The following is a 13,892-nucleotide window of genomic DNA, read 5'->3' on the forward strand; positions in this document are numbered from 1 at the left end:
ATGTAATTGATGGGATTGATTTTAGGTTTCTACTGCAAATGTTTCAATCAGCACACAGGTGCCATCTGCAAGATATCCGGTAATAAGTACAGGAATTTTGCTGTTGCCTTCTACCCTGATTACCTGGATACTGGAGAGGTTTTCCGTTAAATAGGTGTAGAACTTCTGGATTTTCTGCGCGTTTTCAACCATGGGTGCATCAGCTGCATCCACTTTCGATACCAGACGATCAAAAAAGGCAGCAGGATTGATTTGTTTTAAATGAGATGCATCAGAATGATGTCGGGCTGCAATTTTGGATAATAATTCTGTTGGCGGGATTTTACCCCAGTCGGTCACTGTAAAAGTGCTTTCTGTTTCAGTAAAGTACAATGTGCCCAATAAAAGCTTGGTCATTGCAGCCAGGATGTTGTTATTCATGTAAATCGGGGATGAATGTTTGCTGGTGTTAACATGCCCAATTTATAGAAAAAGTATGGAAGCGATACTGTGGAAACATTAATATTATGTTAATCTTTTCTACAGATACTCGTTCGATGATTAAACTTCTTTGAAATGATTGAGCAGCGTCATAACCTGTTTCTTGTTCAGGATCTCTGCCAGCTCTTTTTCCGTAGCTTCTTTAATCTTTTTAACCGATTTAAAATGGGTTAATAATTTATCAGCGGTGGTTTTGCCAATACCTTCAATTTGTTCAAGCTCGGTTTTCAATGTGCCTTGGTCACGCTTTTTCCTATGGAAGGTGATACCAAACCTGTGGGCTTCATCCCGAAGTTGTTGAATAACTTTTAAGGTTTCTGATTTCTTATCTAGATATAGGGGATAGGAATCACCAGGATAGAATAATTCCTCCAGTCTCTTGGCGATACCAATCACGGTAACTTTATTTTCTATTCCTAACAATTTAAGGCTTTTCACCGCAGATGAAAGCTGTCCTTTACCACCATCAATAATGATGAGCTGGGGTAAGGGTTGATCTTCCTCCAGCATGCGCCTGTAGCGGCGAAAAACAGCCTCTTCCATTGTTGCAAAATCATTTGGTCCTTCAACTGTTTTTACGTTAAAATGGCGGTAATCTTTTTTGGATGGCTTGGCATCTTTAAACACCACAATGGCCGAAACCGGATATTTTCCCTGAAAGTTTGAATTATCAAAACACTCAATATGCTTTGGTAGTTGGGTTAACCGTAAATCATTTTGCATGGTGGTAAGAATACGGTCAGTCCTTAAATCTGGATTTAGCTTTTCATATTGATTCAGCTTTTCTTTTTTAAAGAACAGCACATTCTTTTGAGAAAGTTCCAGTAACTTCTTTTTTTCACCCAGCTTAGGTACGGTAAACTTCAGGTTTTCATCCTCGAGTGAAAGTTCAAATGGTACAATGATTTCCTTTGATGTACTGTTAAATTTGGTTCTGAACTCCAGCATGGCCGTAATTAATAATTCATCATCACTTTCATCCAGCTGCTTTTTGATTTCGATGGTTTGGGTTTGAATAATGGTTCCGTTCATCACCTTAAGGTAATTGACAAAGGCATAGCGTTCATCAGAAGCAATACTCACCACATCTACATTGGTAATGGCACTGTTTACAACTGTCGATTTACTTTGGTATTTTTCTAAAACCTGTAGCCTTCTGGAATATTGGTGTGCCAGCTCAAAATTTAAGTCCTCTGAAGCTGATTTAATGATGCTTTTTACATCACGGATGACATTGCCTATTTTTCCATTCAGAATCTCCTTAATCTCACCTATGTTTTTATCATAATCAGATTCTGTTTGATAAGCCTGGCATGGGCCTTTACAATTTCCAATCTGGTATTCTAAACAAACTTTGAATTTTCCCTCAGCAATATTTTTATCGTTTAAGGGTAAGGTGCATGTTCTTAGCGGATAGGTTTCCTTAATTAAGTCCAGGATGGTGTGCATCATTCCAATGGAACCATAGGGGCCAAAATAGGTTGAACCATCTTTAATGACCTTTCTGGTCCAGTAAATTCTGGGATATTGTTCATTTTTTACGATAATCCAGGGGTAGGTTTTATCGTCTTTCAGGTTGATGTTAAACTTAGGCTGATGCTTTTTAATCAGGCTGTTTTCCAGCAACCAGGCATCAATCTCAGTATCAACAATGGTAAAAGTGATTTTCCTGATCTTAGAAACCAATACTCTTGTTTTGCCATTAAACTGTTGCTTATCGGTATTGAAGTAGGAGCCCACACGATTTCGAAGGTCTTTTGCCTTGCCAATGTACATTAACTTTCCGTCCGCATCCCAGTACTGGTAAACGCCTGGTTTATGCGGAATAGCGGTTAATGCTGTTTTATGGTCGAAACTGCTCATGCTTTCAATAATAGGGTGATCAGATAAAATTTTCCTGAAAAAGGATCAGGAACTAATTTTGCTCAGCAATGATGGCGATTATAAATAATTTTCAGGCGTAATGAAGCCATGAAGATTAAAAACCTAATTTTTCATCCAATTCCGGATTGGTATCTTCCTGCTGTTGCTGATATTGGTTACAATCGTAGGTAATGGAAACACCTGATTTAGGGACATCAAAATCAGCATGACTGATTTTTAAGGCCGGATTGGCATAAACCCGCTTGATAAAGCCTGCAAAAATAGGAAGGGCTGTATTGGCACCTTCACCCTGGCTGGTACTGATAAAGTGAAAAGCCCGGTCTTCACAACCCGTCCATACACCGGTGACCAACTGAGGGGTAATGGCCATAAACCATCCATCGGAGTTATTTTGTGTGGTTCCGGTTTTTCCACCTATAGGTGCGTTTACTTTATATTTATAATTTAACCTCGAACCTGTACCACCGGAAACCACGCCCTTCAGCATTCTGGTCATCACGTAAGCCACTTCCTCACTCATGATGGGTTTTGGTATTTCCTTTTGCGAGAACAACACCACACCGTTTTTATCTTCAATCTTCAATAAATAAATCGGCTTGGTGTACACGCCTTTGTTTGCAAATGCGCCATAGGCACCCACCATATTATAAATGGAAGAATCAAACGTACCTAATGCTATGGAAGGGTAAGCCGGAACATTCGGAATCCCCATTTTAGTGGCCAGGGTAGAAACCGCTACCGGACCAACCTGTTTCATCAGGTATGCGGTCACATAGTTTTGTGAAAAAGCCAATGCTTTTTGAAGGGTTATACTTCCTGCGAGTGGCTTTCCGGAAGATTTGGGTGTCCATGGTTCTCCATAACCATCAATGGTTACCGGAACATTGGGTACAGTATAGCAAGGCGAATAACCGTTTTCAATAGCAACAGCATAGGTAAAAGGCTTAGCGGTTGAACCCACCTGCCGGGTACCCATTTTCACCTGGTCGTATTTGAAGTGCTCATAATTAATTCCCCCAACCCAGGCTTTAACATGGCCATTGGTAGGGTCCATGGTCATCATGGCATTACGCAGCAACATTTTGTAATAGCGTACAGAATCAATTGGCTTCATTACAGTATCTACATTGCCTTTCCAGGTAAAGATCGTCATCTCAGTTTTGGTATTAAAATCATCTCTAATCTCATCATCCGATTTTCCTTCCAGCTTTAAAGCTTTATACCGGTCGGACCTCTTAATACCCTGCTGAATTTGTAAATCTTTGCCTTTAAAAGGATTCCTGCCTTTCCAGCTGGCTAAGAACTGTGCCTGCAGCACTTTCATATATTCTTTCTGTGCCTCTTCGGCATATTTTTGCATATCGTAATTGAGCGTGGTATAAATTTTCAGTCCGTCACGATCCAGGTCATATGCTGATCCATCAGGTTTGGTAATGCCCTGTTCCTGAAAAATAGTTTTGATATCGTTCTTTAAAACCGATCTGAAATATGGCGCGATACCATCATTTACGGTGGCGGCATTAAATTTTAAGCCCAGAGGTTTATCTTTTTCTTCTTCAAATTCCTGCGGGCTCAGCAATTCCGATTTTACCATCATGGCCATTACCGTATTTCTGCGGTCTCTTGAACGCTCCGGATGCCGGGTAGGAGAGTACATGGTGATGCCCTTTTGCATCCCAACAAGTGTAGCGGCTTGGGTTAACGTTAATTTATCAGGAGTGGTGTTAAAGTACACCCTTGCTGCAGATTTAATTCCATAAGCCTGGTTACCAAAATCCACGGTATTCAGATACATGGTAATGATTTCCTCTTTGGTATAATTTCGCTCCAGTTTAACCGCAACAATCCACTCTTTGAATTTAGTCAGCACCAGCGAGAAGAAGTTAAGATTTGATTCCCTTGGAAAAAGATTTTTGGCCAGTTGCTGGGTGATGGTACTGGCACCTTGCTTTTTCCCGATCAGGTTATAACCAATAATGGTAAAGGTACGTTTGAAATCAATTCCGGAGTGTTCTTTGAAACGGGTATCTTCAGTTGCGATCAATCCGTTAATTACATTTTCAGAAATATCTTTGTAAGTAACATTCGACCGGTTTTGTACAAAATAGGTTCCGAGCGGGCGACCATCTTCAGCGATAATTTCTGATGCCTGATTACTTTTTGGGTGCTCAATATCACGGAAAGAAGGTAGTTCGCCGAAAAGGCCTAAGCCGATCATGGAAATAAAAATAGCAAATAAGGCTATTCCGGTAATCAGTATTTTCCAGATGACTAAACTATATTTTTTTGTTTCCTGTTCAGAAAGGGATTTATTCATTTTGTGTTGTAATTAGTTCAAAAAGGGCTTGATGTAAGGCCGATTTTAAGCTGCAAATTTATTAATTTTTAAAGAAATGAAACTTTTCTGCTTTTGATTAAGCGTCCTGTTCTATTTATAATTGTCTTTTAAAAACTCCAGATATTCATTTATACGTTGCCTGTCGGTAAGCTTTTCGAAGTTTTCCTTGCTGATAATGAATCCTTTGTAAAGGTTAGCCGGAACTTTCATGATGTTCTTCAATTGGCCTGAAATGCTTGATTCATATATTCTGGCATCTTCTAAATCAATAAAGCTGGTTACGTAGATGAGCTGATCGTTATCCAGTTCAATCAATTTATGCGCCAAATCATTATCAGGATAATTTCCCCGGTTAAATTGTCCGATTCCAAAACGGGAAGAACTGAGTGTTAAGGTAGCATCTGCCACATCAATCACGTAATAATATTCTTCTGATTTTGCTGCACTAAATATACTGGCAGGTTTGCTTACATCAACAGGTTTAATTTCGTTGGGCTTTTCCTCCTCATTGGCCTTTGGTTTTTCAACCGGGATAGCCGCATGTATATCCGTGTTCAAAGGCTTGGCCGGAATAGCAATGGGTTTAGCCTGACTCACAAAACGTGGCTCATTGGCGTCAAAATCAATCAATGCCACCGGTCTTTGTTTGAACTCATCCAAATTGGCTTCGATGTATTTTAAGTGATCCCTTACCAGCGGAGTGATCACCATATCATCAGGATAATTGTTATTGATCGAATTAAATTCTTTCAGCAAGGGATCTAACTTGGATGTACGCCCAATGGCGATGGCTTTCAGGTAAGCATATTGTGGTGCCAGGCCATTATCTGGCGATGCAGAAATGTTCACATTAGCCTGATTGATCACTGTTGGATAATCTTTTCTGGCATAGGCATCAAAGGTTACGTTGTAATTATTAATGGCAATGTTCTCTAATTCGCTTTGTTTGGCGGAGTATGAAGGATCCAAAATGGTTTTGGTAAAATTGCTTTGCGGGAATTTAGTAAGCACCAATTGCCTGTATTCATTTGACTTATCTTCATCAATTCCACGGAAATTGAGATATAAACTATAATAAATGGCGGCCAGGTGATTATTTTCAGGATACCTGTTTAATACTATCAGGTATATTTTATTGGCTTCGGCTTTATCATTTAATTCCTGCTGATAAAAGCTCGCCATTTCAAAATAGGCATCAATTATTTTCTGATCTGAAGCGAGCAAGCGTTCGGGTGTGGTGGGCAAATCATTGAGGAACTGTTTTTCTAAAGAAGTCTGGTCCTGGCTGGTTGATGCATGGGTTTCGTTAGCCGGTATAATTTCGTTGGCAACTTTACCTCCAGACATTACCTGGCTGTTTTCCTGTGCTGATGACCTGATGCTTTGTCTCCAGTTATCTTCCAGTTGCCTGTTTCCCCAGCGTTTTCTGAAATCGGCAAAGCCATTGCTGATTGCGGCATTGTTATTAAAATAAAAGGTATTGCCCGTACCTTTCATCGCCGGATTTAAGGTTTGATTAGGGAAATCCAGATTGTCTAAAGGTTGATTACCCGTTGGTAACGGTACGGTAACTACCTCAACCTTTTGCGTTAAATATGCTTTAACCCTGGCCTCCCGTTCCCCAGCCGGAAGTTTGGCAAAAGCCTGTGCTGTATCTTCCCTTGCAATCAGGGTAAAACGATCAGTCAGGTATTTCAGGTTTTCGGCTTTTTTAGCAATGCTGTTGTAGTCAGGAAAGTTTTTGGGTAAAATCATGACTGTACTGTCGTAATACAGCTTTGCCTTAATGTAATTGTTAAATTCTTTGAAGTTTAAATCAGCTACCCTCAGATAAGACAATGCTTTCTGTGTCTGGTTTCTGGTGCTTTTCTCTATCGACTTCAAATAATTTTCCTCAGCCTTATTAAACTTTCCTTTTGTTGAAAACATTTCTCCAACCTGATAATAAATCTGGTCGGTATAATCAGCATTCTTATCATCCTTCAGCAAGGTCAGAAGTGCCTTATCTTCGTCAACCTGTTGTCCGTTAATAATTCCCTTTAATTTGATCCGTTGCAGGTTGGCATGAAAATACATTTCAAAAGGTGCATTGCTTTTTTCAACCTTTGTAAAATTGATCAGGGCATTCTGATATTCTTTTTCCCTTTCCTGCAATTGTGCTAAAATATACCGCCAGCGAATCCTTGATTGCTGATCATGAGTGAGTTTTACCGCAGTTTCCAATAACAGAATCGCTTCCTTATTTCTGTTTTGGTAAATGCGCATTTGAGCAGTGGTTGCCAAAGGTTCGGCCAGGTCATTTTTTAGCAGGTCTTGCACACGTAACATGGTATCCAGAATCTTATCGGCGAAGACCATATTGTTCAATTCCATCTGGCTGCGTGCTTTCCAGTCCATGGCCATGATGAAAGTTTTCAGGTTTTTGCTATAGGTTTTGGCGGTATAATCGAAATATTCTGATGCGATGAAATAATTGCCTTTAAGGTAGTTTGCTTTCCCTAAAAGCATGTAGGCATCATCAATATAATTGCTGAAACTTTTATCGTTTATAATCGTTTGTCCCTTGGTAATTACCGCATCTAATTGTTTGTTTGGGGCTGCGGGTGCTAATATTAAATTAATTTGAGGTTCAGGATCCAGGTAAACCGGAAGGATTTTTTCATAGTTATCGCTGTAACTTTGCAACAAAGCTTCCCGGTGTTCGGTTAATAAAACATTTGAATTGTAGATATAATTATATCTGGCTGTTAAATTTTGAAACTTCCGATCGATGGTGGTATCTTTGTTGGCCACACAGCCGTATATACATGATAAGCCAAGAAGGATGAGAAAGCTGTTGATGCTTATGTTGATGCGTTTTTTCAAGTATGATAAATCCCCTTTAGTATTATACAGTAAAAATGTTTGCAGAATTACTTATTCAGCTATCAGTTTTAATTATTCAAAGTTAATTAATTATCATATTAAAAAATGGAAAATCCTAAAGAAGAAAATCATGGTAAAAAGGTTAATGCAGCAGCTAAATATTCTGCTATAGGTTTCCAGATGATTGCTACGATAGGTTTGTTAACCTTCATAGGTTATAAGATTGATGAGCACCGCAACAGTAAAAGCAAAATCATTACTGCAGCCTTTGCACTGGCAGGTGTGGGCATAGCCTTGTATCAGGCTATTAAACAGGCTACGAAATAATTATTATTAAATTGCTGTATTGTTTGATTGTTGCATGATATGCACCAACAATTAATCAATTAACAATACAGCAATGGGATATTTACCTCAGCCAACCGATTTAAATACTTAACCAACCTTCACAATATTTATCTTCCTTAACTAGTTACATTAATGCTAAAACCTTATCTTTGCACAAGTTTTCATTCGTAAAGAAGTTTCCATTGGCGCTAACCAAATTTACAAGCATCTATTTTATTTTCGTTGGTATTCTAATTGCCATTATTGCCGTTTTACCGATGATTTTTCCTGAAAAACAACTCTTTGTTAAAAATTTTTGGGTAGTTTTTGGCTTCATGGCAGGTATAACCTATATCGCATATACACTTGTTGATATCGGAATAAAAAGGGATCCGGAAGTAGGTGTAATGGCCATTATGGGATCAATTGCGGTGAAAATGATTTTTTGTATGGCTTTTGTACTGGTTTACAGTATAAAAGCAAAGGGAAACGGGTTGCTTTTTGCACTTAATTTTTTTTCTGTGTATTTATTGTTTACTGCCTTTGAAATATACTGTTTGTTACGTAACTTGCGCCACCAAAATTTAAAGTAAAAAACTGCCAATAAATGGATTGTAACCAAGTTTTTGTGTTGAAAGTTAAGAAGGTAATCTTTGTTTTTACGCTTTTAATCGCGTTTTTATCTATCAAAAATGATACTTTCGCTCAGGTTGAAAGTGCTGTTTCTCCTGATAGTGTAGTAGCAGAATCGGCTCATGCGGTTTCTGGCGAAGATGGTGCTACAGCGCATGGCGAAGAAAAATTTGAGCCAACTAAAGTGATTATGGAACACATTGCTGATTCGCATGTGTGGCATTTATGGGGGCATACTTCAATTCCTCTTCCGGTCATCTTATATACATCAGGTGGTTTGGAAGTGTTCTCATCCGCTAATTTTCATCATGGTGAACATGATTATCAGGGTAAATACAATAAATATCGTTTGGTAACCGGTTTAAAGCAAAGCATGACTAAAGACATGTTCAATAAGAACATCAAAGTAGTTGGTGCAGACGGTCAGATTGATGAAGCGGCATCTGATACCGTAATTGATTTTTCAATCACTAAAAATGTTGCGGCAATGTTTATTGCTATTGCGTTAATCGTAATTGTTTTTTCTGCTGTAGCAGCGGGTTATAAAAAACGTGTAGGTAAAGCACCAAAAGGTTTGCAATCATTCCTTGAGCCTGTTATTATTTTTGTTAGAGATGATATTGCTAAGCCAAACATCGGTCATAAGTATGCCAAGTTTATGCCTTATTTATTGACGATCTTTTTCTTTATTTTATTTAACAATTTATTGGGTTTGGTGCCGATTTTTCCAGGTAGCGCTAACGTAACTGGTAATATTGCTTTAACATTTGTAATGGCCACCGCCACGATGTTGGTAGTTAACCTAAACGGAAATAAATACTACTGGAAACATATTCTTACGCCTGATGTGCCCTGGTGGTTATACCCGATTATGATTCCTGTAGAGCTGATCGGTATTATATCCAAGCCATTTGCATTAATGGTTCGTTTATTTGCGAATATTACAGCTGGTCACATTATCGTATTGAGTTTAATATCATTAATATTTATTTTTAAAACATTGGCTATTGCTCCGGTTTCAGTTGCATTCGTTCTTTTTATGGATGTATTAGAATTATTGGTAGCATTTTTACAAGCCTTTATTTTTACATTATTATCTGCTTTGTTTATCGGAATGGCGGTAGAGGAGCATCATTAACGGAAAACTATTTTTTACAAATTATATAATTAAATTAGTTATGGTAGGTTCAATCGCGGCAATTGGTGCCGGTTTAGCAGTAATTGGTGCCGGTATCGGTATCGGTCATGTAGGTGGCAAAGCAATGGAAGGTATTGCTCGTCAACCTGAGGCTGCATCAAAAATTCAAACTGCAATGATTATTGCTGCTGCCCTTATTGAGGGTGCTGCTTTATTCGGAGTAGTAGTTGCTTTATTAGGCTTACAAGTTTAATAGCAAACTGGAATTTATAAACCGGGAATTTAACGATTGGTTATCTTCCCGGTTTTAACGAAAAATTTAAGTAAAAAAATATATAAAATGGAATTAGTTACCCCTAGCATTGGATTGGTTTTCTGGACAGCACTTGCATTCATCTGCTTATTAATATTACTTAGAAAACTGGCATGGAAACCTATTTTAGGTGCTATCCACGATCGTGAGCAAAGTATTGATGAAGCTTTGAATAAAGCTGAGCTGGCTAAACAGGAGATGACTCGTTTAACTGCTCAAAACCAGGATTTAATGCAACAGGCACGTGCAGAGCGTGACGAAATTTTGAAGGAAGCTAAAACACTTAAAGATGGTATTTTAAACGAGGCTAAAAAACAAGCTCAGTTGGAAGGTGCCAAGTTGATTGAGAAAGCTAAAATCGAGATCGAAAACCAGAAAAAAGCTGCTTTAGCAGAAGTTAAAGGTCAGGTTTCTACCTTATCATTGGAAATTGCTGAACGTGTGTTACGCAATCAGTTGGATGATAAAGCAAAACAAGAGGCTTTGGTGGCTAATTTGTTAAAAGACGTTGAACTAAACTAGATTTGAGATAGTAGATATGAGATTTGAGATAGGGTGATAACGCTAAATCTCACATCTCACATCTCAAATCTCCAGTCTCACACCTAAATATATGTCAGAAATTAAAGTTGCAGGCAGGTATGCCAAATCATTAATTGACTTAGCTGTTGAAAACAACGCTTTAGCCGAATCTTATAATGATATGGTTTTGTTTGAAAAAGTGGTTGATGAAACTCCTGAACTGGAAGCGATACTTAAAAATCCAATTGTACCTCTTGATAAAAAAATAGGTATTTTGAACGGTATTTTTACAGATAAAGTTAACAAGTTAACCCTTAGCTTTTTCAAAATTGTAGTGAGTAAAGGGCGTTCAGCCATATTGTTTGCTACAGCCAAGCAGTTTGTTCAGCAATACAACCTGATCAAGGGCATTGTTACTGCTGATGTAACCAGCGCCACGGTTTTAAGTAATGAGGCAAAAGAAGAGATTGTTGCTACCGTAAAAAGAGAACTTGGTGCTAAAGAAGTAATCTTTAATGAAAAAGTTAATGATAAATTAATTGGCGGTTTTATTTTAAAAGTAGGTGATAAGCAATTTGATGCCAGTATTGCCAGTAGCTTAAGTAAGCTTAGAAAAGAATTGGCGCACTAGAGCATTAAGCGATAATAGTAAAGCCAAACCGGAAAACAGAACATAATTTGCCAGGTAAGAAGTATAATAACTAATTATTAATGGCTATAATAAATAAGGATGCGCTAAGCGTGTGGCATTGAACGCCAACCGCCATGCGCCAAGCACTAAACATTTACAAAAAGAGATAAAGTAAAATTATGGTAGAGGTAAGACCAGACGAAGTATCGGCAATTATCAGACAGCAATTGGCGGGCTTCAAATCAGAAACCGAACTGGAAGAAGTTGGTACCGTGTTGCAAGTGGGCGACGGTATTGCCCGTGTTTACGGTTTAACTAAAGTTCAATCGGGAGAGTTGGTTGAATTTGCAAACGGCCTCCAAGGCATTGTATTAAACCTTGAAGAAGATAACGTTGGTGTGGTACTTTTGGGTGCTTCAGACGAGATTAAAGAAGGTGATACCATTAAACGTACTAAAAAAATTGCCTCTATCAAAGTTGGAGAAGGTATGCTTGGCCGTGTCGTAAATACGTTAGGAGAGCCTTTAGACGGTAAAGGTCCGATCTTAGGTGAAACTTACGAAATGCCTTTAGAGCGTAAAGCACCAGGTGTAATTTATCGTCAGCCGGTAAATGAGCCTTTACAAACGGGTATTAAAGCCATTGATGCCATGATTCCAATTGGCCGTGGTCAGCGTGAATTGGTTATCGGTGACCGTCAGATTGGTAAAACTGCCGTTTGTATCGATACCATTATTAACCAGAAAGAATTTTATGAAGCAGGCCAGCCTGTATTCTGTATCTATGTTGCTATCGGTCAGAAAAACTCTACTGTAGCCAACATTGTACGTACATTAGAGGAAAATGGCGCTTTACCTTATACCGTTGTTGTTGCTGCTTCTGCTGCAGATCCTGCTCCAATGCAGTTCTATGCACCTTTTGCAGGTGCTGCAATTGGTGAGTTTTTCCGCGATACAGGCAGACCAGCTTTAATTGTTTATGATGATTTATCTAAACAAGCTGTTGCATACCGTGAGGTATCTTTATTGCTTCGTCGTCCACCGGGCCGTGAAGCATATCCAGGTGACGTTTTCTACTTACACAGTCGTTTGTTAGAAAGAGCTGCGAAAATCAACGCGAATGATGATATCGCTAAAAATATGAATGATTTGCCTGAATCGATCAGACATATTGTTAAAGGTGGTGGTTCATTAACGGCTTTACCAATCATTGAAACACAAGCTGGTGACGTTTCTGCTTATATTCCAACCAACGTAATTTCGATTACTGATGGTCAGATTTTCTTAGAATCGAACTTATTCAACTCAGGTATTCGTCCGGCTATTAACGTAGGTATTTCGGTGTCACGTGTTGGTGGTAATGCACAGATTAAGTCGATGAAAAAAGTAGCAGGTACTTTAAAGTTAGATCAGGCGCAATATCGCGAATTAGAGGCTTTTTCTAAATTCGGTTCTGACTTAGATGCTGCAACGAAATCAGTTTTAGATAAAGGTGCACGTAACGTAGAAATGTTAAAGCAAGCACAGTTTTCTCCATTCAGTGTAGAGAAACAAGTGGCGATTGTTTATGCAGGTACTAAAAACCTAATGCGTAACGTACCGGTTAACAAGGTTAAAGAATTTGAAACTGAATTTTTAACTCAATTGGAAATGCGTCATCCAGAAACTTTATCAGCCCTAAAAGCTGGAAAATTTGATGATAACATTACAGGTGTTTTAGATACAGTAGCAAAAGAGATTTCAGGTAAATATTAATAGGGTTTGAGACATGAGATTTGAGATGTGAGATTGGGCCAGAAACGTCTCATATCTTATATCTCACCTCTCACATCTAAATAAAGAATGGCTAATTTAAAAGAAGTAAGAAACCGGATTGCATCGGTACAATCAACCCAGCAGATCACGAAAGCTATGAAAATGGTTTCCGCTGCAAAGTTGAAGCGTGCTACCAATGCAATTATCGCTTTACGTCCTTATGCAACTAAACTGAAAGAGATTTTAGAAAATCTTTCAGCAAGTTTAGAAGGGTCTTCATCACCTTTTATTCAGGAACGTGAGCCCAATAAGGTTTTAATTGTAACTGTATCCTCTAACCGTGGTTTAGCTGGTGCTTTCAACATGAACGTGATTAAAGCGGCCAATAATTTAATTGCCGAGAAATATAGCGAGCAGTTGAAGAATGGTAATGTAAGTATTATTTCTATCGGTAAGAAAACACAGGATTTTTACGAAAAACGTAAATACAATGTGATTGGAAACAATAATGAAGTATACGCTGCTTTAACTTTTGAAAATGTAACCAAGATTACTGATGCCATTATGGCTGGTTTTATCAAAGGTGATTTTGATAAGGTGGAAGTGGTTTACAACCGTTTCAGAAACGCGGCTGTTCAATTTATTACCACTGAACAGTTATTACCATTACCAAAAGCAGAAGAAGCTGTCAAAATAGATACAAAGGCTTCTAATGTTGATTATATTCTTGAACCATCCCAGGAAGATATTGTTGAGCAATTGATTCCAAAATCTATTAAAATACAGTTATATAAGGCCGTGTTAGATTCACATGCATCTGAGCACGGCGCACGTATGACTTCAATGGATAAGGCAACAGAAAATGCCGGTGAATTATTGAAAGCCTTAAAACTTTCTTATAACCAAGCCCGTCAGGCAGCCATTACCACTGAGTTGACTGAGATTGTTAGTGGTGCAGCAGCATTGAACGGATAGAATGTAGCCTAGAGTCGAAATTATTTAGTCTT

Annotated in this window: 12 protein-coding genes; 8 read left to right on the forward strand and 4 right to left on the reverse strand. The window is 38.4% G+C overall.

Annotation, left to right across the window (positions count from 1 at the left end):
* Positions 1–21: 21 nt before the first annotated feature.
* From OQX64_RS19235 to OQX64_RS19250, 4 genes are all read right to left on the reverse strand, one after another.
* Positions 22–420: a nuclease A inhibitor family protein gene (locus OQX64_RS19235; RefSeq protein ID WP_265819988.1), complete on the reverse strand. Its 399-nt coding sequence runs from the start codon at positions 418–420 to the stop codon at positions 22–24.
* A 120-nt stretch (positions 421–540) separates the two neighbouring features.
* Positions 541–2,343 carry an excinuclease ABC subunit UvrC gene (gene uvrC, locus OQX64_RS19240; RefSeq protein WP_265819989.1) on the reverse strand — a complete coding sequence of 601 codons (1,803 nt, stop codon included), beginning with the start codon at positions 2,341–2,343 and terminating at the stop codon, positions 541–543.
* Between the two features lie 115 nt (positions 2,344–2,458).
* Positions 2,459–4,681 carry a transglycosylase domain-containing protein gene (locus OQX64_RS19245; protein ID WP_088299485.1) on the reverse strand — a complete coding sequence of 741 codons (2,223 nt, stop codon included), beginning with the start codon at positions 4,679–4,681 and terminating at the stop codon, positions 2,459–2,461.
* 111 nt (positions 4,682–4,792) lie between these two features.
* On the reverse strand, positions 4,793–7,495 hold the full coding sequence (locus OQX64_RS19250; protein WP_265819990.1) for a tetratricopeptide repeat protein: 2,703 nt from the start codon (positions 7,493–7,495) through the stop codon (positions 4,793–4,795).
* Between the two features lie 177 nt (positions 7,496–7,672).
* Here OQX64_RS19250 and OQX64_RS19255 point away from each other — a divergent pair, with 177 nt between their 5' ends.
* The 8 genes from OQX64_RS19255 to atpG all read left to right on the forward strand — a co-directional run bounded on the left by OQX64_RS19255 (position 7,673) and on the right by atpG (position 13,860).
* Positions 7,673–7,894 (forward strand): AtpZ/AtpI family protein, encoded by a 222-nt coding sequence (locus tag OQX64_RS19255; protein WP_088299483.1) that lies wholly within the window; start codon positions 7,673–7,675, stop codon positions 7,892–7,894.
* Positions 7,895–8,064: 170 nt separating this feature from the next.
* Positions 8,065–8,487: a hypothetical protein gene (locus tag OQX64_RS19260; protein WP_265819991.1), complete on the forward strand. Its 423-nt coding sequence runs from the start codon at positions 8,065–8,067 to the stop codon at positions 8,485–8,487.
* A gap of 14 nt (positions 8,488–8,501) precedes the next feature.
* The gene (gene atpB / locus OQX64_RS19265) at positions 8,502–9,665 is read left to right on the forward strand and encodes a F0F1 ATP synthase subunit A (RefSeq protein WP_265819992.1); all 1,164 of its coding nucleotides are present in this window, start codon (positions 8,502–8,504) and stop codon (positions 9,663–9,665) included.
* Between the two features lie 40 nt (positions 9,666–9,705).
* Complete coding sequence (gene atpE, locus OQX64_RS19270) at positions 9,706–9,918, forward strand: ATP synthase F0 subunit C (protein ID WP_088299481.1); 213 nt, start codon at positions 9,706–9,708, stop codon at positions 9,916–9,918.
* Between the two features lie 87 nt (positions 9,919–10,005).
* Positions 10,006–10,500, forward strand: coding sequence for a F0F1 ATP synthase subunit B (locus tag OQX64_RS19275; protein ID WP_088299480.1), 495 nt, complete (start codon positions 10,006–10,008; stop codon positions 10,498–10,500).
* Positions 10,501–10,591: 91 nt separating this feature from the next.
* Complete coding sequence (atpH, locus tag OQX64_RS19280) at positions 10,592–11,131, forward strand: ATP synthase F1 subunit delta (protein WP_265819993.1); 540 nt, start codon at positions 10,592–10,594, stop codon at positions 11,129–11,131.
* A gap of 179 nt (positions 11,132–11,310) precedes the next feature.
* Positions 11,311–12,885, forward strand: a complete 1,575-nt coding sequence (gene atpA / locus OQX64_RS19285) for a F0F1 ATP synthase subunit alpha (RefSeq protein ID WP_088299478.1) — start codon at positions 11,311–11,313, stop codon at positions 12,883–12,885.
* Positions 12,886–12,972: 87 nt separating this feature from the next.
* Positions 12,973–13,860, forward strand: a complete 888-nt coding sequence (gene atpG / locus OQX64_RS19290) for an ATP synthase F1 subunit gamma (RefSeq protein WP_088299477.1) — start codon at positions 12,973–12,975, stop codon at positions 13,858–13,860.
* The last annotated feature ends 32 nt before the right edge of the window (positions 13,861–13,892 follow it).

This window comes from Pedobacter sp. GR22-10, assembly GCF_026239715.1.
Lineage (GTDB): Bacteria > Bacteroidota > Bacteroidia > Sphingobacteriales > Sphingobacteriaceae > Pedobacter.